The organism is Nocardioides sp., assembly GCF_035576065.1.
In the GTDB taxonomy this organism is placed as follows: domain Bacteria; phylum Actinomycetota; class Actinomycetes; order Propionibacteriales; family Nocardioidaceae; genus Nocardioides.
In genome coordinates this window covers 1-20423 of the sequence record NZ_DATLWX010000043.1, presented here as the reverse complement: position 1 = coordinate 20423, position 20423 = coordinate 1, and the positions used below count along the sequence as shown (strand labels likewise).

The window sequence follows — 20423 nt, the reverse complement described above, 5'->3', positions numbered from 1 at the left end:
TCGACCACCCGATGAGCCTCGACCATCCAGTCGCACCTGCCGGGGACGTCGTCTCGACGACGTCCCCGGCAGGGGCCACCACTGCACCTCGATCGACGACCGAAGTCCCCGTCCCCCGGGAGCCGCGTCGCCGTACGCTGCGCCACCGGCTCTCCCGGCTGGACGTCCAGCTCTCGCCGTACCTCTACATCTCCCCGTTCTTCATCCTCTTCCTGGTCGTCGGGCTCTTCCCCCTCATCTACACCGGCTACGTCTCGGTCCACCAGTGGAGCCTGATCGGTGGGCAGGGCGAGTTCGTCGGCCTCGAGAACTACCGCGCCGTCTTCGAGGACCGCTACTTCTGGCGGGCCCTGCGCAACACGTTCAGCATCTTCGTCCTGTCGTCGGTGCCTCAGGTCTGCATCGCGATGGTTCTGGCCGGCCTCCTCGACACGCAGCTGCGCGGACGTACCTTCTGGCGGATGGGCATCCTGGTGCCCTTCGTGGTCGCCCCGGCCGCCGTCACCCTCATCTTCGGCAACCTGTTCGGTGACCGCTACGGGCTCGTCAACGACGCGCTCGGCCTCGTCGGCATCGACGCCATTGCCTGGCATGTCGACACCTTCGCCAGCCACATCGCGATCGCCTCGATGGTCAACTGGCGCTGGACCGGCTACAACGCCCTGATCCTGCTCGCCGCGATGCAGGCGGTGCCCCGTGACCTCTACGAGTCGGCCGCCATCGACGGCGCCGGCAAGATCCGCCAGTTCCTGTCGGTGACGGTGCCGATGATCCGGCCCACCATCATCTTCGTCATCATCACCACCACGATCGGCGGCCTGCAGATCTTCACCGAGGCCAGGCTCTTCGACAACGTCGGCCTCGGCGGGTCGGACCGCCAATGGCAGACGGTCACGCTCTACCTGTGGGAGATCGGCTGGCGCGTGCGCAACCTTGGCATGGCCTCGGCCGTGGCGTGGCTGCTGTTCCTGTTCATCGTCGCCGTCGCGCTTCTCAACCTGGTGCTGACCCGTCGTATCGGGGGTGGCTCGCGATGACGCGTCGACCCGGGTTCCTGGTCTACGGCCTGCTGACCGCGTTCATCATCGGCTCGACCGCACCGCTCTACTGGTCGTTGCTCGTCGGCTCGCACACGAAGGATGTCGTCACCCGCGACGTTCCGCCGCTGCTGCCCGGCGGTCACTTCTTCGACAACGCCCAGCGCGTCTTCGAGACGGTCGAGTTCTGGAAGGCGCTCGGCAACAGCCTGCTCGTCTCGACCGTCTGTGCGACCTCTGTGGTCTTCTTCTGCACCCTTGCCGGCTATGCCTTCGCCAAGCTCCGCTTCCGTGGCTCCGCGCCGCTGATGATCTTCGTCGTCGCGACCCTCGCGGTGCCGACCCAGCTCGGCGTGATCCCACTCTTCATCCAGATGGCCAAGCTCGGCTGGACAGGCCACCTGTGGGCCATCATGGTGCCGATGCTGGTGACGGCATTCGGCGTGTTCTTCATGCGTCAGTACCTCGTCGACGCCATCCCCGACGAGCTCATCGAGGCTGCGCGCGTCGATGGCTGCTCGATGATCCGTACGTTCTGGAACGTCGCCGTCCCGGCGGCCCGCCCGGCGGCAGCCATCTTGTGGCTCTTCACGTTCATGACTGTCTGGACCGACTTCTTCTGGCCGATGATCGCCCTGCCGGCCACCAACCCGACCGTCCAGATCGCACTACAGCAGCTGCAGAGTGGCTACTACGTCGACTACAGCCTCGTCCTTGCGGGCGCCGTGTTGTCGACCATCCCGCTGCTGGTCCTGTTCGTCCTCACCGGCCGCCAACTGGTTGCCGGCATCATGCAAGGAGCTGTCAAGGGATGACCGACGTCCAGACCCGAACCGTCGAGGAGCTGACCTTCCCGCCCGAGTTCCTGTGGGGTGCCGCAACAGCGGCCTTCCAGATCGAGGGCGCCACAGCCGAGGACGGGCGTACGCCGTCGATCTGGGACACCTTCGCCCGGATCCCCGGTGCCGTCGTCAACGGTGACACCGGCGACGTCGCGTGCGACCACTACCGCCGGATGCCGCAGGACGTCGCGCTGATGCGCGATCTCAACCTCAACGCCTATCGCTTCTCGGTCGCCTGGCCGCGGGTGCGGCCAGACGTGGGACCCGCCAATCAGGCGGGCCTCGACTTCTACCGCCGACTGGTCGACGAGCTCCTCGGGGCCGGCATCCGGCCGTGGGTGACGCTCTACCACTGGGACCTCCCGCAGACGCTCGAGGACGCCGGTGGCTGGACGAACCGCGACACGTCCTACCGGTTCGCGGAGTACGCCTTGTCGGTCCACGACGCGATCGGGGACCGCGCGCCGACGTGGACCACCCTCAACGAGCCGTGGTGCACGGCCTTCCTCGGCTACACCGGTGGCCAGCATGCCCCGGGCCGCCAGGAGGGCGTGGCCGGGCTGGTGGCCGCGCACCACCTGATGCTGGGGCACGGGCTCGTCGTCGAGGAGTTGCGTCGACGCACCGCGACCGCCGACCTGGGCATCACCTTGAACCTCACCGTCGCGGACCCGCACGACCCCACCGATGAGCTCGACCGCGACGCCGCCCGCCGCATCGACGCCCTGCACAACCGGGTCTTCCTCGACCCGATCCTGCGCGGGACCTATCCGGCCGACCTCCTCCAGGACACGGCCGACCTGATGTGGCAGGGACGCCCGTGGGCGGACGTCGTACGCCACGGCGACCTGGCCACGATCAGCGCGCCGATCGACGTGCTCGGCGTCAACTACTACAAGGGTGACGCCGTGTCCGGTCGCCAGCACGAGGACGTCACCGGCTTTGCCGGGGACCACGCCGAACGCCCCACCAGCACCCCTTTCGTCGGGTGTGAGGACGTCACCTTCCCCTCGCGCGGCCTGCCGGTCACCGACATGGGCTGGGAGGTCCAGCCCGAGGGCCTGACGCGCCTGCTCAAGCGCATTCATGACGACTACGACGCGCCGGTCATGTACGTCACGGAGAACGGGGCGGCCTACGCTGACACCGTGGCAGCCGACGGCACGGTCGACGACCCGGATCGGGTGGCGTACGTCGAGGACCACCTGCGCGCCGTACACGCCGCCATCGAGCAGGGCGTCGACGTCCGCGGCTTCTTCCAGTGGTCGCTGCTCGACAACTACGAGTGGGCCTACGGCTACGGCAAGCGCTTCGGCATCGTCCACGTCGACTACGACACCCAGGTCCGCACGCCCAAGAGCAGCGCGCTGTTCTATGCCGAGGTGGCCCGGACCGGACGGCTCGCTCGGGGCGGTCCGACCCCGTGAGGGCGCCGCGGTGACGAGCAACGGGGTGCGCGCCGGGGGGTCGCCGACCCTCGACGAGGTCGCCCGGGTCGCCGGTGTCTCGCGTGCCACCGCGTCCCGTGCGATCAACGGCGGCCAGCGGGTCAGTGCCCACGCGCAGTCCTCGGTGGACGCGGCAGTCCGCTCGCTCGGCTACGTCCCCAACCCGGCCGCTCGCAGCCTGGTCACCCGGCGGACCGACTCCATCGCGGTGGTCGTCCCCGAGCCTGACGACCGGGTGTTCTCCGACCCCTTCTTCGCGCGCACGCTGCGCGGGGTCAACCGGGTGCTGGGGGAGAGTGACATCCAGCTCGTGCTGCTCCTCGCGCGTCCCGGTGCCTCGAGCGAACGCACCCTGCGCTACCTCACCAATCGGCACGTCGACGGCGCGATCGTCGTCTCGCACCACCGCGACGACGGGCTGGCGGAGCAGCTGACCCGGCTCGACCTGCCGTGTGTCTTCGGCGGCCGTCCGTGGTCGGGGGGCGACCGGGTCACCTACGTCGACATCGACAACACCGCCGGCGAGCGCGAGGCCACGCAGGTGCTCATCGACCGGGGTTGTCAGCGCATCGGCACCATCGCCGGCCCGAGCGACATGACGGCCGCCGAGGACCGCCTGGCCGGCTGGCGGGAGGCCATGTCGGCTGCCGGGATGCGCGACGACGCGGTCGAGCACGGCGACTTCACCGAGGACGGCGGCCAGCGAGCCGCCGAGGCGCTGATGGCTGCCCATCCCGACCTCGACGGCCTGGTGGTCGCCTCGGACCTGATGGCCTCCGGTGCGCTCAAGGTGCTTGCGGCGTCGGGTCGCCGGGTGCCTGACGACGTGGCGGTGGTGGGTTACGACGACCTGGGCGTCGCCGAGCGCACGACTCCGGCGCTGACGACCGTGCGGCAGCCCGTCGAGGAGATGACCGAACGCGCCACCCGCCTGCTGCTCGAGCAGATCGACGGTCGCAGCGCCGGGCGCCCCATGCGCGTGATCATCCCGCCGACGCTGATCCGCCGCGACAGCGCCTGAGCGTCGGGCGCGACTTCCACGGGGATTCACACCTTCACCACGCGTCCCGCTAGGGTTGCCCCGAAGTCGCCCCGGCCAGTCTTGCCCCGGGACGCAGTGGGGGCCCGCAACGGCGCCCGCTCACCTCGAACTCATCGAGGCCACGCCGCGCATCGTGCGCGAAGTGTTGGCGAGACGCCAACGAAAAGGTTCAACCATGACTTTCGCCGACTTCGGCGTGCCCACCGCGCTCATCGACATCCTCGAGAAGCAGGGCATCACCTCCCCCACTCCCATCCAGGCGGCCACGCTGCCGGACAGCCTCGCCGGTCGCGACGTGCTCGGCCGCGGCCGCACCGGCTCCGGCAAGACCTTCGCCTTCCTCCTGCCGCTGGTCGCACGCCTCGACGCCTCCAAGCTCCCGGCGATGTCGCGCAAGCCCCGAGCGGTCATCCTCGCGCCGACCCGCGAGCTCGTGGGCCAGATCCACGCCGAGCTGCTCCCGCTCGCCAAGTCCGCCGGCCTGTCGACCGTCGTCATCTACGGCGGCGTCGGCCAGGGCGCGCAGACCACCGCGCTGAAGAAGGGCGTCGACATCGTCATCGCCTGCCCCGGTCGCCTCGAGGACCTGATGCAGCAGAAGTACGCCGACCTGTCGGCCGTCGAGATCACGATCCTCGACGAGGCCGACCACATGGCCGACCTCGGCTTCCTGCCTGGCGTGCGCCGGATCATGGACAAGACCCCGCAGACGGGTCAGCGCCTGCTGTTCTCCGCGACGCTGGACAAGGCGATCGACGTCCTGGTCAAGCGCTTCCTGACCAACCCGGTCACCCACCAGGCCGACTCCGCCCAGTCGCCCATCTCCACGATGGCCCACCACGTGCTGCACGTGAGCCGCGACCAGCGGGTGCCGATCCTCGCGGACCTCACCAGCGCGCCCGGTCGTACCGTCGTCTTCACCCGCACCAAGCACGGCGCCAAGGCGCTGGCTCGCCAGCTCAACAAGATGGGCATCCCGGCGGTCGACCTGCACGGCAACCTGTCGCAGAACGCGCGCACCCGCAACATGGCGATGTTCCACTCCGGCGAGGCAACCACCCTCGTCGCGACCGACATCGCCGCCCGCGGCATCCACGTCGACGACGTGGCCCTCGTGGTCCACGCCGACCCGCCGACCGAGCACAAGGCCTACCTGCACCGCTCGGGTCGTACGGCGCGAGCCGGTGCCGCCGGCACGGTCATCACGCTGATGACCGACGAGCAGGTCCGCGACGTGCGCGACCTGACGCGTCTGGCCGGCATCAAGCCCACGACCACCAAGGTCAACGGCACCGACCACCCGATGCTCGTCCAGCTCGCTCCGGGTGTGCGCGCCACGCCCGGTGGCCTCGTCGCCGAGGTTCCCACGTCGTCCGGTGGCGGCGGCGGCGGCGGTCGCTCCAACGGTGCCAACGCCCAGCGCAAGCGGGCCCGCAGCACCGGCCAGACCAACGGCCAGTCGCGTCGGGGCAACCCGACCACCTACACCAGCGAGAGCGGTGGCGGCACCTCGACCAGTGGAGGCGGCGGCCAGCGTCGCCGTTCCGGTGGCGGCCAGGGCGGCCAGGGCGGCCAGGGCGGCCAAGGTGGACAGGCTCCCGGCGGCAACCGCTCGCGTCGCAGTGGCGGCGGAAGCCGTGGCGCTGCGCCGCAGGGTGGTCAGGCCGGCGGCCGTTCACACTCGGCGGCCAACTTCTCCTCCCGCTGATCCCCCCCCGCGACCGGCGCGCGGACATCTGGTCGACCACGGGTCACTCCGAGCGAGCCCCGAGGTCACACCGACCAATGTCCGCGCGTCTCACACCCCCCACCTAGGCTGATCCACATGCGTGGGTGGCTGCTGGACTCGGTGCGCGACACTCTGTGGAACGTCGTCCCGCGGGACCAGCGCGACACCCGCGCGGGTCTGCGGCGTCGCCAGCTCGTCACGGTCGCGGTGGTGCTGGCCGGCGCAGGGATCCTCGGCTACTCGCTGCGCATCGACCCGGGCAGCCCGGCCTTCTACGTCGGCACCATGACGCTGGCCGGCGTGTGGGTCGTCGGCGCCTTCGCCAGTGGGCGGCTCCACCTCGGCAGGCTGGTCACGGGCAGCCGACCGGTCCTGCAGCCGATCGTCCTGGGCCTGGCCCTGTCGGCCGTCTTCGTCCTCGGTGCGTTGGTGGTGCGCGAGATCGAGCCGCTCGCCCGCTACGTGCGCTCGGTCCTGGAGTACGCCGACCAGGGATCAATGACCCTGCTGCTCGTCGTCGCCATGGTCAACGGGATCGCTGAGGAGCTCTTCTTCCGTGGTGCCGCCTACGCAGCGATTCCCCGTCACCCGCTGCTGTGGACGACGGTCGCCTACGTGCTCGCGACGATGGCCACCGGGAACGTGATGCTGTCCTTCGCCGCGATCGTGCTCGGAACTGTGTGCGGCCTCCAGCGCCGTGCGAGCGGTGGTGTCCTCGCCCCGATCCTGACGCACGTGACGTGGTCGACGGTGATGCTCTTCGCGCTGCCGCAGCTCTTCGGCTGACTCCGAGAAGCTAGTTGGGACCCTCGACCAGCTCCTCCGCGTTCTGGAACTTCGCGCGAGTGGTCGTGACGTCGATCGAGGTCTCGCTCCTGGGATCGGTGAGGTCGGAACCCCACAATCCCAAGCCCGCGGCGTACGCCGCATCGACCATGTCCTCAGGGATCCGGTTGCCGACCGTGTGGATCGCCACGGTCTCGCCACCGGGCCGGACGACCACGAGGAAGGCGTCGCCGGAGTCGTCGCCGTCGGCCGGCCGCCAAACCACCCGCACGCCTTGCACGGTCCCGCATCGATACCCGTCCAGACAGCCCGACTCCAGCCACTCGGGCGGCTCAGGTGCGGCCAGGGCGTCGAGGAAACCGGACTGCAGGAGCTGCATGTCGCCGGTGATGCGGACCCGTCCGCCGATCGCGTCGGCGCCGAACTCGCCCTTGTACGCCGACGGGCCGTCGTACTTCCAGGCGTCGCCGTAGGCGTAGATCCAGCCGATGACGACGGTCGCGTCGGTGTTCGGGACCTGCTCGAGGCTCGCGGGATCGACCTCGCCGCCTCTCCAGTCCGTGACGTCCTCACCGGCCGCGACCGTGGCGGCGTCCGTCTGCAGCCGCAACCGGGGGTCCTGCACGAGTTCTGTCATGGTGGCGACCGTCGGCTCCAGCTCGAGCTCTCGAGGATCGCCGGTGATGGTGGGGCCCGCCATCATCACGGTGACCACCTCACCGTCTCGCCGCAGCTGCAGTGCGACCACCCCTGGGTCCTCCTCCGGGGTGGCCAGGTCCCAGGCGAGCAGGACGCCGACCTCAAGCTCGACGCACTGGGCATCCGAGGCGCACGGTGCCAGCTCCGGCTCGCCACGGACGACCGTCACCTCGACCAGGTCTCCGTCGTACTCACCGTCGCCGTTGTAGCGCAGCTCGGCTCCCACCAGGCCAGGTGGCGAGTGCTCGTCGACGTAGGTCGCCTGGCGATGCGTCGTGTCGTCGGCGAGGTGGTCGAGCATCACCGCCGCAACTGCCCGCGGCGTCAGCTGCGCGGACTCCTCCGGCCTCGCGTCGGCGCCGTCGCGGTCTCCACATCCCGCCAGGACGAGCAGCATCGTCGTGAGCGCGCACCTCGCCCGCAGCGCTCATCCGACCGTGCTCCCTGCTCGCATGCAACGCTCCCCGTCGTTGGTGACACCGGGGCCGACGGTGCCACGGATCGCGTCTCCCGCACAGGGCTGGACGGAGCTATGGGCGCGGACCCGCTCCGCGGCGCTCGTAGGAGTCGGCCGAGGCGTCCATCGCCTGCTCGTAGGCCGTGACCAGCCCGGCGATCGTCAGCGGCTTGAGCCGGCGGACGAGGTGGTGGAGGTCCTCGACGCTGCCGCCTGCGTCGCGGACGGCGGGCCACACGTGCGTACGCACGATCTCGGAGAGCTCCTCGGCCACCTCCTGCCCGTGCCGGGCGTAGATCTCGGCGACGGCGGCCGCCGCTTCGGGCGCGACGCCCAGAGCGGCGAGGCCCTCGGCCACGTCGACGTCGCGGTCCGCGGTCAACGGGGCGAGCAGGGAGAGGTGCAGCGCGATGTCGGAGGGAGTGGCGTCACCGGGGATGCGGTCGAGGTAGCCCTTGATCGCGGACAGGGTGAAGCCGTGGTCCTGGAGGGCGCGGACGAGTTCGAGGCGCGCGATGTGATCGGCCGAGTAGTAGCCGGAGCGACCCTGGCGCAGAGGCGGCGGCACGAGGCCCTTGCTGGTGTAGAACCGGACGTTGCGCACGCTCATGTCCACGCGCTCGGTCAGCTCGTCGAGGGTGAGCAGCGCCGGTTGCTCGAGCGCTTCTCGAGTGGCGGGTGCCATGCGGACGTACCTCCTCGGGACTGATCGGTCGGCGAAGGATCGTGACGCGGACCACACCTCTTCGCCATTCTGACAGTGATGGTGTCACAATCGGGTCATGGCAGAGGCATACATCTACGACCACATCCGCACTCCCCGTGGCAAGGGCAAGGCGGCCGGGGCGCTGCACGAAGTGAAGCCGGTCGACCTCGTCGTCGGCCTGCTCGACGAGGTCCTGGTGCGCAACCCGGACTTCGACCCCCACCGTGTCGACGACGTCGTGCTCGGCGTCGTCACCCCCATCGGCGACCAGGGCGGTGACATCGCCAAGACCGCGGCGCTGAAGGCGGGCTACCCGGAGACCGTGGCGGGAGTGCAGCTCAACCGCTTCTGCGCCTCCGGGCTCGAGGCGGTCAACCAGGCTGCGAGCCGGGTGCGCGGTGGCTTCGAGGACCTGATCCTCGCCGGCGGCGTCGAGTCGATGAGCCGGGTGCCGATGGGCAGCGACGGCGGCGCCTGGGCGATGGACCCCGCAACCGCGCTGGCCACCGGCTTCGTGCCTCAGGGCATCGGCGCCGACCTCATCGCCACCATCGAGGGCTGGAACCGCGAGGACGTCGACACGTTCGCGGCGCAGTCCCACCACCGGGCGGCGAAGGCGTGGGCCAACGGCTACTACTCCAACGCGGTCGTACCCGTCAGGGACCTCAACGGCGTCATCATCCTCGACCACGACGAGCTCATCCGCCCTGACACGAGCGTCGAGGGGCTGGCCGGTCTCCGACCGTCCTTCGCGCAGATGGGCAAGGACGCCGGCTTCGACGACGTGGCCCTGGAGAAGTACCACTGGGTCGAGAGGATCGACCACGTCCACCACGCCGGCAACAGCTCGGGCATCGTCGACGGCGCGGCCATCATGGCGATCGGCAACGAGCAGGTCGGCCGCGACCTGGGGCTCACCCCGCGCGCCCGGATCATCGCCACCGCAGTCAGCGGCGCCGACCCGACGATCATGCTGACCGGCCCGGCGCCGGCCGCCCGCAAGGCGCTCGCCAAGGCCGGGCTGGGCGTCGAGGACATCGACCTGTTCGAGATCAACGAGGCCTTCGCCGCCGTCGCCATGCGGTTCATGCGCGACATGGGCATCAGCGACGAGATCACCAACGTCAACGGCGGCGCCATCGCGATGGGCCACCCGCTCGGCGCCACCGGCGCCATCATCCTCGGCACCCTGGTCGACGAGCTCGCCCGCCGCGACCAACGGCGCGGGCTGGCCACGCTCTGCGTCGGCGGCGGCATGGGCATCGCCACCATCGTCGAGCTGTGCTGATGGGCTCGCTCCATTGATGGGCTCGCTCCGCTCGCCTGTGCTCGGCACGCTTGAGACCTCGTCTTCCCTCCTCGACTCGCTCGCTCCGCTCGCCTCGCTCGTCAGTCCAGACGAGGTCGCGTGCCGAGCCTCGCTTCGCTCGTCTCCTTTGACCTAACGAACGGATCTACCTCATGACTGAGACCACCACTGAGACCCGAAGCGCGGTCAGTTACGACCGCGACGTCGACGGCATCGTCACTTTGACCCTGGACGACCCCACGGCCAGCGCCAACACGATGACCGAGCTCTACAAGGACTCGATGGAGCGAGCCGTCGAGCGGTTGTACGCCGACCTCGACGACGCCGACGCCGGGGTGACCGGCGTCGTGCTGGCCAGCGCCAAGAAGACGTTCTTCGCCGGCGGCAACCTCACCGCCATGGTCCAGGCGACGAAGGCCGACGCGGAGCGGATCTTCGAGATGGGCGAAGCCATCAAGGCGAGCCTGCGCAAGTTGGAGACGTTCCCGCGCCCGGTCGTCGCGGCCATCAACGGAGCGGCCCTCGGGGGCGGACTCGAGATCGCCCTCGCTGCCAACCACCGCATCGCCGTCGACGACCGGTCGATCAAGCTGGGCCTGCCCGAGTCGACGCTGGGCCTGCTGCCCGGCGGGGGCGGCGTCACCCGCGTCGTCCGCATGCTCGGCCTCCAGTCGGCGCTGATGGACGTCTTGTTGCCGGGCACGCAGTTCGACCCGCAGGGTGCTCTCGCCAAGGGGCTGATCGACGAGGTCGTCGCCACCCAGGAGGAGCTCCTCCCGGCCGCCAGGGCCTGGATCACCAACGTCAAGGACGACGCGGAGGCCGCGCAGAACCCCTGGGACCGGGCCGGCTACAAGATGCCCGGCGGGACCCCCAAGTCACCGAGCCTGGCCGCCTTCCTGCCCGCCTTCCCGTCGCTGCTCCGCAAGCAGACCAAGGGTGCGGTCTATCCCGCGCCGCGGGCGATCCTCAGTGCCGCCGTCGAAGGGGCGCAGGTCGACTTCGAGACTGCGTCCAGGATCGAGTCGCGCTACCTCACCAGCCTGATCGTCGATCAGGGCTCCAAGAACATGATCCAGGCCTTCTTCTTCGACCTGCAGGCCATCAACTCCGGGTCCCTACGCCCCGAGGGCATCGAACGATTCAAGGCGACCAAGGTCGGCGTGCTGGGCGCCGGGATGATGGGCGCGGGAATCGCCTACGCGTGTGCCCGCGCCGGGATGCAGGTCGTCCTCAAGGACGTCTCGGTCGACAACGCCGAGAAGGGCAAGGCCTACACCGCCAAGCTCAACGCCAAGGGGATCGAGCGCGGCAAGCTCTCACAGGAGAAGGCCGACGAGCTGCGGGGCCGGATCACCGCGACCGCCGACCCGGCCGATCTCGCCGGCTGCGACCTGGTGATCGAGGCCGTCTTCGAGGATCCCAGCCTGAAGGCCAAGGTCTTCGCCGAGGTGATTCCCTTCGTCAACGACGATGCCTTGCTCTGCTCCAACACCTCGACGCTGCCGATCAGCGAGCTCGCGGGTGGGGTCACCCGACCGGCCGACTTCATCGGTCTGCACTTCTTCAGCCCCGTCGACAAGATGCCGCTCGTCGAGATCATCCGCGGCAAGGAGACCTCCGACGCGGCGCTCGCCAAGGCCTATGACGTCGTCCAGCAGATCAAGAAGACCCCGATCGTGGTCAACGACAGCCGCGGCTTCTACACCTCCCGCGTCATCGGCACGATGGTCAACGAGGGCCTGGCCATGCTCTCCGAAGGCGTCCACCCGGTCTCGCTGGAGCGAGCGGCCACCCAGGCGGGTTATCCCGTCGGGACGCTGCAGCTCTCCGACGAGCTCAACATGGAGCTGATGGCCAAGATCCGTAAGGCCTACCTCGACTCCGCCGAGCGCGACGGCAGCGAGGTCCCCGCGCACCCTGCGGACACCGTCGTCACCCGCATGATCGAGCTGGGTCGCCCCTCACGCCTCAAGGGCGCCGGGTTCTACGAGTACGACGAGTCCGGCCGGCGCACGCGGATCTGGCCGGGGCTGGCGACGGAGTTCCCTCCCAGCGAGACCCAGATCCCGCTGCAGGACATCAAGGACCGGCTCCTGTTCGTCGAGGCGCTCGAGACGGCGAAGTGCTTCGAGGAGGCCGTCATCACCTCGTCCGCCGCCGCCAACATCGGCTCGATCATGGGCATCGGGTTCCCGCCCAGCACCGGCGGTGCGGCCCAGTTCATGGTGGGCTATGAGCGCGACGGCGACCTGGGTCTCACGGCGTTCATCGCACGAGCCGACGAGCTCGCTGCGGCGTACGGCGACCGGTTCCGACCGACGGCCTACCTCCGCGGCCTCGCCGAGCGGGGCGAGACCTTCCCGGCCTGATCGCCTCGGCTCCCCGCCGACTGTTCACCATGGGATGTCGGCCAAGGCGCCACTTCCCCGGGTCAATTGACCAAGGGAAGTGCTCATTCGGCTACATCCCATGGGGAAGCAACGGCACACTTGACCGGTGCCCCCCGTGATCGACGTCCGAGACCTCCATGTCCGCTTCGGCGAGGTCGAGGCCGTCGCAGGCATCGACCTGTCCGCGGAGGCCGGTCAGGCCACCGCCCTGCTGGGTCGCAACGGAGCCGGCAAGTCGACCACGATGCGGGTCCTGGCCGGGGTGGTGCCTCCGACCGAAGGAACCGTCCTCGTCGGCGGTCTCGACGTGGCACGCGACGCAATCTCGGTGAAGAGGTTGGTGGGCTACTGCCCCGACGTCGGTGGGCTCGTCCCGCTCGCCACGCCGTGGGAGCACCTCCAGCTCATCGCCCGGCTGCGGCGCATCGACGACTGGGAGACGCGCAGCCGCGACCTGCTGGAGCGCTTCGAGCTCGGGGACGTCTCGCACCGGGTCACGAGCGGCTTCAGCCACGGCATGAGTCGACGACTGTCCGTCGTGCTCGCGGCCTTCCACCAGCCCGACGTGCTGCTCCTCGACGAACCCTTCGACGGTGTCGACCCCATCGGCGTGGACGCGACGCTGGACGTGATCGCCGACGCCCGCGCCCGCGGCGCCTGCGTGCTCATCTCGACGCACCTGCGCGACCTGGCGATGCAGGCGTGCACCACCGCTGTGGTGCTGCGCGGCGGGGCGCGCGTCGCCTCGATGGCGTCCTGCGAGCTCGAGGGAGAGGCCGGCGCCGATGCCTACCGCGCGCTCCTGGACTGACTCGGTCGCGGATCTCTGGCACCTGCTGCGGTTCCGCACCCAGACCGTACGCCGACCACGAGCCGCTGCTGTCGCCTCCGTCGTGCTCGCGGGGTTCACCTTGGCTGCCATGCTCGTCCCACCCCATGTCGGCGCCGTGGCGAAGGTCGGAGGACCGGAGCAGGTGGTCGGCTACCTGCCGTCCATGCTGAGTGGCTTCCTGGTCCTGAGCATCGTCTCGGCCATCTCGAGCGGGGGCGGGCGCGAGCTGTTGCCGCGCGACCAGGCGGCGATCCACCCGATCACGACGACCACCGAGCACCTCGGAGCATTGGTGCTCAGCCCGCTCAACCTCGCCTTCCTCCTCCAGGTCTGGCTGCTGCTGGGAGCGACGTCGCTCGTGACCGGCGGCGACGGCTGGCTCGTCGGCCAGTTGCTCGTGCTGCTCTGGATCGCCTTCGCGACCGCGCTGGCGCAGGCGGTCGGCTGGACGATCGAGATCGTGCGTCGGGGGGAGCGCGGGGTGGCGATCGTCCGCACCATCGCAGTCGTGGGGGCGCTGGCGGCGGTGGCGCTCCATCTCAGCGGCCGGTTCGTCCCCCTGCTGGAAGGGGGCCCGACCCGGCGGCTGGCCTCCTTGATGGCTGGCACGCGTGACGACGCCTGGCTCGCTGTGCCGGTGCTGCTCGTCCTCACCGTGCTGATGGTCCTGATCGGTGTGATCCCGGCCAGGGCCGCGCTGCGCCGTGCTCCTCGAGATGAGCTGAAGGTCGAGAGCGGCATCCACCCCGCCCGGGCGTTCCCGTCCAGTGACGCGGCCATGCTCCTCCGGATGGATCGCGCAGCCGTATGGCGCTCGGTGCCGATGCGCCGCGGCCTGATCGTGCTGGCGCTCGGTCCCGGGCTGGTGGCTCTGGTCGGCGCGATGAGCTGGGGATCGGTGATGGTGCTGCCGGGCCTCGTCATCAGTGGCGGTGCGCTGTTGTTCGGCGTCAACGCCTGGTGCCTCGACGGTCGCGGAGTCCTGTGGCGCGAGAGCCTGCCGGTGTCGCCGCAGATGGTCTTCCGTGCCCGGGCGCGAGTGCTGGCGGAGTGGCTGATCGGCGCGTCCGCGATCACGGTCACCCTGGCATCGATCCGTGCTGGGGTGCCGACGGTCAACCAGGCGATCTCGATGGCGACACTGCTGGTGGTGGTGACGCTGCAGGTCGTGGCGGTGTGCATGTTGTGGTCGGGCCGGCGGCCGTTCAGCGTGAACCTGCGCTCGGCCCGGGCGACGCCCGCCCCGCCCCTGGTGATGGTGGGCTACTCGTCGCGATTGGCTGTCACCACGACCCTCACGGCGCTGATCTTCTCCACGGCGTCCGGGGGCGGCTGGTTGTGGCTCTCGCCGGTCCTGGCCGTGCCGTTGCTGATCTGGTCGCTGCGCACGCTGCGCCGAGCCGAGCAGCAGTGGGTGGCACCCGCGCCGCGGGCGGCCGTGGTGATGACCGTCGCGGGCTAGCTGTCCTGGTCGGGGACCGTTCAGCTCTGCTGGAGCGAGGTCTTGGAGCAGACGGACTGGGCGACGCTGAGGTCCTTGAGTGCCTCGTCGGACCAGTCGGCCATCAACGCGGCGATGGTCGCGGTGCGGATGGTCTCCTGGTCGAGGCGCACGTCCAGGCAGGCGGCGTACTTGGTGGTGTCGAGCTTGCCGTTGGTCAGGTCGTCCTGGGCCTTGGTCGACTCGGCGACGAAGTCGGTGCAGGCCAGCTGGGCGTCGGTCCACGCCTCGGCGACGGTCCGGTCCAGCGCCGTGACCTCGCGGTTGACGTCGAACTCCTCATCCAGGACGCCGCCCGCGCGCAGCTGTGCCGGCGTCACGTCGTCGAGCAGCTCGTCGGCGAAGCACTCGGCGGCCTCCGTGCTGTCCTTGCCCGGGTGATCCCCGGCGAATAGGGCCACGAGCTCGGCCCGAACGGCGTCGACATCCGGGCCGGCCGCATCCTCTTTCGAGGAGGACGCCTCACTGCACCCGACGAGGGCCGGCCAGCATGCCAGCGCCACGAGGAAGGCTCTCCCGCGTGGCACCCGCCGGCCGGACCTCGTCACGCGGTCAGCCCTTCGGCTGGTCGATGACGTACGTGCTCAGGATCTTGTCGGCGAACGTCTGACGCTTCGCGTCCCACAGCGGCCACAGGTAGCCGATCAAGCACGGGATGTAGTCGATGATGTGGGCGAGCTGGCGGACGAACGACATGCCGGCGCCGATCGGCTGACCAGTGTCGGCCTTGACGAGCTTGATGCCCATGACGCCCTTGCCGATGGAGTAGCCCGTCTTGCCCTGCTTGATGCAGATGTTCCAGATGAAGACGGCGAGGTACAGCAGGAAGCCCAGGCCCATGAGTGCGAGACCGAGACCGCTCGTCTCCCCCATGGTGGTGGTGGTCTGGCCGGTGATCGGGTCGACCTCCGTCGAGGCGCCAGCTGTCGTCATGCCCAGGCCGATGTAGTAGGGGATCATCGCGAGCCCCATGATCAGGCTGTCGATGAGGGTGGCCCCCACCCGCTTGCCCCAGTGGGCGAAGTTCGCGCCCTGCGGAGCGCCGTAGCCCTGGCCGTGCTGGTCGCCATACGGGTTCTGCGTGGGCTGGCCGTACGGGTCCTGCGGCTGGGCGCCGGAACCCGTCGGGTCCTGCGGGTTCTGGCCGTACGGGTCAGATGGTGGGTTGCCGTAGTTGGACATGGTGATCCCCTCGTAAAGACGTCTTGTACGTCGAACGGCCCACACCCTACTGAGAGCGGCCGTCGGGGAGCCTGCCCCTGGCCGGAGGAACTGAAACCTAGGGTCTTCCGCGCCCCGATGGGTGGGCCTTTCGGAGGTGGATACGCGGTATGCATACGTGGTATACCTTCTTCCATGCCGGTCACGGGGGCTGGCGGCCGAGGAGCGGGGACGCGATGTCGATCCGAGCAGCAATGCTGGCGCTGCTGGAGCAGGGGCCGATGCACGGCTACCAGCTCCGGGCAGAGTTCGAGCAACGCACCGGGGCCACCTGGCCGCTCAACGTCGGGCAGGTCTACACGACCTTGTCCCGGCTCGAGCGCGACGGACTGGTCGAGCACGTCAGCGGCGCGGGGGCCGAGGACGCGCCCGACCAGAACGGCCAGGTGATGTATCGCGTCACCGACTCCGGCCGGGTCGAGGTGTCGGAGTGGTTCACCACTCCGGTGCCTCGGACCCAGCCACCCCGCGACGAGCTGGCCATCAAGCTGGCCATCGCCGTGACCCTGCCCGGCGTCGACGTCGCGGCGCTGGTCCAGCAGCAGCGGACCGCGACGATGTCGGCGCTCCAGGACTACACCCGCCTCAAGCGAACCGGCCGCGCCTCGCGGCCCGACCAACCCGAGGACCTCGCCTGGTCGCTGGTCCTCGACTCCCTCGTCTTCGACGCCGAGGCCGAGATCCGCTGGCTCGACCACTGCGAAGCGCGCCTGCGCCGCGCCGCCCTGGAAGGGCAGCTGCACACACCCGCCCGACCGACGCGGTCGAGCGTGGCCACGGACGACCCCGAGGAAGCCCGCCGATGACACTCCCAGACAACGCCGTGCTCCACCTCGACAACGTCACTCGCGTGCACGGGCACGGTCCCACCGAGGTCCACGCCCTGCGAGGCGTGAGCTTCACGGCCCGCGCCGGCGAGCTCGTCGCCGTCATGGGTCCCTCCGGCTCCGGCAAGTCCACCTTGCTCACCATCGCCGGCGGCCTCGACGAGGCGACGAGCGGGACGGTCAGCGTCGAGGGCGCGGTGCTCGGCGAGCTCGGCAACGCCGGGCGGGCCCGCATGCGGCGTACGTCGATCGGCTATGTCTTCCAGGACTTCAACCTCATCCCTGCCCTCACCGCTGCGGAGAACGTCGCCCTCCCGCGCGAGCTCGACGGCGAGCGCACCAAGGCCGCCCGGGTGCTGGCCCTCGCGGCCCTCGAGGAGGTCGGCATCGTCGACCTGGCGGACCGGTTCCCCGACGAGATGTCGGGTGGACAGCAGCAGCGGGTCGCGATCGCTCGCGCCATCGTCGGAGAGCGGCGGCTGATCCTGGCCGACGAGCCGACCGGCGCGCTCGACACCGACACGGGCGAGGAGATCCTGCGGCTGCTGCGCAACCGCTGCGACGCGGGCGCGGCCGGCGTGCTGGTGACGCACGAGGCCCGGCACGCCGCCTGGGCCGATCGGGTCGTCTTCATCCGCGACGGTCTGATCGTCGACGAGTCGGGAGCCGACTCCGCCAGCGTGCTCCTCGGAGCCACCACGTGAGGGGTTGGCGCCCCGCCCTGCGCCTTGCCTGGCGGGACGCGTGGCAGGCCAAGGCTCGAAGCATCCTGGTGCTCGTGATGATCGCCCTGCCGGTCCTCGCGGTCACCGCAGCGGCCGTGGTGCAGGCCACGGCCGACGTCGACGGGGTCGAGGCGATCCCGCGCACCATGGGGGCGGCGGAGGCCCGGATCGTGCCCTTGACCGGTACCGTCCTGCAGACCCCGGACCCGGCCAACGGGATGTTCACCACGACGTCGGGCGGAGGGGCGCCGACCCTCGACGACGTGATGGAGGTCCTGGGAGACCGAGCAGTCACCACGATCCGCGCGGGACGTGCCGATGTCGCGATCGGCGACCGGCGCGTCGAGACGATCCCCTCCGAGGTCGACCTCCGGGACCCGCTCGCCGAGGGCTTGTTCGAGCTGCGCACGGGGGACCTGCCGGCGATGCCGGGCGAGGGGGTGGTCAACGAAGCCCTTGCCGACCGCGGACTCACGGTCGGCGACAGCATCGACGTGCTCGGCGAGCAGATCACGGTCGTCGGCATCGGCCGGGACGCGGCCTGGCGTGACACACCCACGATCACGGCGCTGCCCGGCAGTTTCGGCACCGACTTCGCCGGTGGTGGCGGTGGCGGTGGTGGTGGCGGTGACGCGGACGGCGTCGAATGGCTGATCGGCGGCGAAGCGGTGACCTGGACCGACGTCCAGGAGCTCAACGCGATCGGCGCTCTTGTCCACTCCCGCGCCGTCGTGCAGGACCCCCCGGCGCTGCCGCCTGAGGTGGCCGCGCGGCTGGGCCAGGCCAACAACTACGGCGCCTACGTCACGATCGTCTCGCTGATCATCGCCATGGCTCTGCTTGAGGTCGTCCTGTTGGCCGGCCCGGCCTTCGCCGTGGGCGCCCGCCGGCAGGCGCGCACCCTGGCCCTGATGGCGGCCTGTGGCGGCACGCCTCGTCAGGCCAGACGGGTCGTGTTGGCCTCGGGTGTCGTCCTCGGTGCAGTCGCCGCTCTCATCGGAGCCGTGCTGGGTGTTCTCATCGGTTGGGCGCTGGTCCCGGTGGTCCAGCAGTTCAGCGACGCGTGGTTCGGGCCGGTCGACGTCAGGTGGCTGGTGGTCGCGGTCGTCGCTGCGTTCGGGCTGTTGAGCGCGTTCCTGGCTGCGGTGGTGCCGGCCTGGCTGGCGTCGAAACAGGACGTGGTCGCCGTACTCGCAGGACGTCGTGGTGATGCGCCGCCGTCGGCGCGCACGCCGATCATCGGCGTCGTCCTGCTGGGTGTCGGGATCGCCCTCTCGGTGGTCGGTGTCAAGGGCGGCGAGACCGCGATCGCCCTGGGGGCCGTCGTCGCCGTCTTCGGGATGATCTTCATCGTGCCGCTGGTCGTCTCGGTCCTGGCCCGATGGTCCGCCCGGCTGCCGCTGGTGATGAGGTACGCCGTCCGCGACGCCGCACGGCACCGCACGCGCACGGTCCCCGCGGTTGCCGCCGTCGCGGCCACGGTGGCCGGGGTCGTGGCGCTCGGCATCGGCGCCAGCAGCGACGAGGAGCAGAACCGCGAGAGCTACACGCCCACCCTGGCGATGGGGGCAGCCATCGTCGGCGTGACCTCGACGTACGAGCCCAACTCCGGCGAAGCCATCCTGCCGCCGGACGACGTGTGGGATCGCGTCGACGCCGTCATCGCCGAGCGGCTGCCCGACGCCGAACCCGAGGTGATCCGAGGCCAGCGCTCCGAGCTTCCTGACGGTGGAAGCTTCTACCCCGAGGTGCTGGGCGAAGACGGCGAGCCGTTCTACGGATCGTGGGGCGGCGGCCCCAGCAATGCTCCGACCTTCGTCAGCGACGGGCCGGTTCCCGGCCTGATCGACGTCAGCGAGGCCGAGCGGGCCCGGATCTCGACGGCGCTGAAGGCCGGCAAGGCCGTGGTCTTCACCGAGGAGGCGTTCGGCGCGACCGAAGTGACCGTGAAGGAGTTGCTCTACGAGACCGTCGGTGACGGCAGTCCGCCCGAGACCACCAGGTTCACCTGGCCTGCCGTCTTCGTCCAGGCATCGGGACCGGTGCCCGTGCAGCTCATCCTGCCCTCCACGCTGGCTGAGGAGACCAGTGCGCCGGTCACCACGGTGGGCTACTACCTCGACGACGCGGACCTCGGCGAAGGCGTGCAGCAGGACCTCACCGAGACGCTGGCCGGCATCGACGAAGGAGCCTCGCTCTACGTCGAGCGCGGATATGTGGCTCCCGATGATGTCTTCATCCTGCTGCTGGTCCTCTTCACCCTCGGGGGAGTGCTGATGCTCGGCGGCACCTTGACGGCAACCTTCCTGGCGCTGTCAGACGCGCGGCCGGACCTCGCCACCTTGGCCGCGGTCGGCGCGGCTCCACGGTCGAGGCGAGGGGTCGCTGCGTCGTACGCCCTGGTGGTCGGCTTCGTCGGCGCCGTGCTCGGTGCGCTCGTCGGCTTCATCCCGGGCGTGGCGATCACGTTCCCGTTGACCTCTGTGCGCGAAAACGTGTGCATCGGGAGGAACGGCGGCCCGTTGATGTGCGACTTCGAGGGTCCCTACCTGGACATCCCGTGGCCGATGATCCTCGGGCTCGTGGTCGCCTTGCCGCTGCTCACGGCCCTGATCGTCGGGGCGACCGCTCGGTCGCGCCTGCCGCTGGCGGCGCGCCTGACCTGACTGGAGGTGTGCAGGAGTCCCCGGCTAACCGGGGACTCCTGCACTTCATGGCCTTTGCAACGGGGCGGAGTCCATCGGTCTAAGCAACGCTGACTGAGGAGCGTTGTGATGCCGAAGTGGATCTCGTTCGAGATGCAGGAGGAGTTCTTCGATCTGGTGTGTGGGGGTGCGCCGATCACGCATGCCGCTGATTGGTCTGGCGT

The 20423-nt window shown here is 70.0% G+C and carries 17 protein-coding genes; 13 read left to right on the top strand and 4 right to left on the bottom strand.

Annotation, left to right across the window (positions count from 1 at the left end):
* Nucleotides 1-11: 11 nt before the first annotated feature.
* The 6 genes from VNJ48_RS19180 to VNJ48_RS19155 all read left to right on the top strand — a co-directional run bounded on the left by VNJ48_RS19180 (nucleotide 12) and on the right by VNJ48_RS19155 (nucleotide 6884).
* Nucleotides 12-1037, top strand: coding sequence for a sugar ABC transporter permease (locus tag VNJ48_RS19180; protein WP_325605094.1), 1026 nt, complete (start codon nucleotides 12-14; stop codon nucleotides 1035-1037).
* Entirely contained in the window at nucleotides 1034-1852 is an 819-nt protein-coding gene (locus VNJ48_RS19175) for a carbohydrate ABC transporter permease (RefSeq protein ID WP_325605092.1), read from the top strand. Before VNJ48_RS19180 ends, VNJ48_RS19175 begins: the two co-directional genes overlap by 4 nt.
* A complete protein-coding gene (locus VNJ48_RS19170) occupies nucleotides 1849-3306 on the top strand; it encodes a GH1 family beta-glucosidase (protein WP_325605090.1) in 1458 nt (485 codons plus the stop codon). The genes VNJ48_RS19175 and VNJ48_RS19170 overlap by 4 nt, the downstream gene beginning before the upstream one ends.
* Before the next feature lie 10 nt (nucleotides 3307-3316).
* Complete coding sequence (locus VNJ48_RS19165) at nucleotides 3317-4348, top strand: LacI family DNA-binding transcriptional regulator (protein WP_325605088.1); 1032 nt, start codon at nucleotides 3317-3319, stop codon at nucleotides 4346-4348.
* A 196-nt stretch (nucleotides 4349-4544) separates the two neighbouring features.
* Nucleotides 4545-6077: a DEAD/DEAH box helicase gene (locus VNJ48_RS19160; protein WP_325605086.1), complete on the top strand. Its 1533-nt coding sequence runs from the start codon at nucleotides 4545-4547 to the stop codon at nucleotides 6075-6077.
* Nucleotides 6078-6194: 117 nt separating this feature from the next.
* Nucleotides 6195-6884: a CPBP family intramembrane glutamic endopeptidase gene (locus tag VNJ48_RS19155; RefSeq protein ID WP_325605084.1), complete on the top strand. Its 690-nt coding sequence runs from the start codon at nucleotides 6195-6197 to the stop codon at nucleotides 6882-6884.
* 10 nt (nucleotides 6885-6894) lie between these two features.
* On the opposite strand, the gene VNJ48_RS19150 is transcribed toward VNJ48_RS19155, so the two are convergent.
* Complete coding sequence (locus tag VNJ48_RS19150) at nucleotides 6895-7980, bottom strand: hypothetical protein (RefSeq protein ID WP_325605082.1); 1086 nt, start codon at nucleotides 7978-7980, stop codon at nucleotides 6895-6897.
* 133 nt (nucleotides 7981-8113) lie between these two features.
* Nucleotides 8114-8725 carry a MerR family transcriptional regulator gene (locus VNJ48_RS19145; protein ID WP_325605080.1) on the bottom strand — a complete coding sequence of 204 codons (612 nt, stop codon included), beginning with the start codon at nucleotides 8723-8725 and terminating at the stop codon, nucleotides 8114-8116.
* A 97-nt stretch (nucleotides 8726-8822) separates the two neighbouring features.
* Between VNJ48_RS19145 and VNJ48_RS19140 the strand changes: the two genes are divergently transcribed.
* From VNJ48_RS19140 to VNJ48_RS19125, 4 genes are all read left to right on the top strand, one after another.
* On the top strand, nucleotides 8823-10034 hold the full coding sequence (locus VNJ48_RS19140; protein WP_325605078.1) for an acetyl-CoA C-acetyltransferase: 1212 nt from the start codon (nucleotides 8823-8825) through the stop codon (nucleotides 10032-10034).
* Nucleotides 10035-10207: 173 nt separating this feature from the next.
* Nucleotides 10208-12427, top strand: coding sequence for a 3-hydroxyacyl-CoA dehydrogenase NAD-binding domain-containing protein (locus tag VNJ48_RS19135; RefSeq protein ID WP_325605076.1), 2220 nt, complete (start codon nucleotides 10208-10210; stop codon nucleotides 12425-12427).
* 127 nt (nucleotides 12428-12554) lie between these two features.
* Nucleotides 12555-13259 carry an ABC transporter ATP-binding protein gene (locus VNJ48_RS19130; protein WP_325605075.1) on the top strand — a complete coding sequence of 235 codons (705 nt, stop codon included), beginning with the start codon at nucleotides 12555-12557 and terminating at the stop codon, nucleotides 13257-13259.
* Nucleotides 13234-14742, top strand: a complete 1509-nt coding sequence (locus tag VNJ48_RS19125; protein WP_325605073.1) for a hypothetical protein — start codon at nucleotides 13234-13236, stop codon at nucleotides 14740-14742. The genes VNJ48_RS19130 and VNJ48_RS19125 overlap by 26 nt, the downstream gene beginning before the upstream one ends.
* Before the next feature lie 20 nt (nucleotides 14743-14762).
* Here VNJ48_RS19125 and VNJ48_RS19120 read toward each other — a convergent pair whose 3' ends face one another.
* A complete protein-coding gene (locus tag VNJ48_RS19120; protein ID WP_325605071.1) occupies nucleotides 14763-15329 on the bottom strand; it encodes a hypothetical protein in 567 nt (188 codons plus the stop codon).
* A gap of 4 nt (nucleotides 15330-15333) precedes the next feature.
* Complete coding sequence (locus VNJ48_RS19115; RefSeq protein ID WP_325605069.1) at nucleotides 15334-15963, bottom strand: RDD family protein; 630 nt, start codon at nucleotides 15961-15963, stop codon at nucleotides 15334-15336.
* Between the two features lie 215 nt (nucleotides 15964-16178).
* Between VNJ48_RS19115 and VNJ48_RS19110 the strand changes: the two genes are divergently transcribed.
* From VNJ48_RS19110 to VNJ48_RS19100, 3 genes are read left to right on the top strand one after another with little or no spacing between them, the layout of a single operon-like run.
* Nucleotides 16179-16808, top strand: a complete 630-nt coding sequence (locus VNJ48_RS19110; protein WP_325605067.1) for a PadR family transcriptional regulator — start codon at nucleotides 16179-16181, stop codon at nucleotides 16806-16808.
* On the top strand, nucleotides 16805-17533 hold the full coding sequence (locus tag VNJ48_RS19105) for an ABC transporter ATP-binding protein (protein WP_325605065.1): 729 nt from the start codon (nucleotides 16805-16807) through the stop codon (nucleotides 17531-17533). The genes VNJ48_RS19110 and VNJ48_RS19105 overlap by 4 nt, the downstream gene beginning before the upstream one ends.
* A complete protein-coding gene (locus tag VNJ48_RS19100; protein ID WP_325605063.1) occupies nucleotides 17530-20220 on the top strand; it encodes an FtsX-like permease family protein in 2691 nt (896 codons plus the stop codon). The genes VNJ48_RS19105 and VNJ48_RS19100 overlap by 4 nt, the downstream gene beginning before the upstream one ends.
* Nucleotides 20221-20423: the final 203 nt, after the last annotated feature.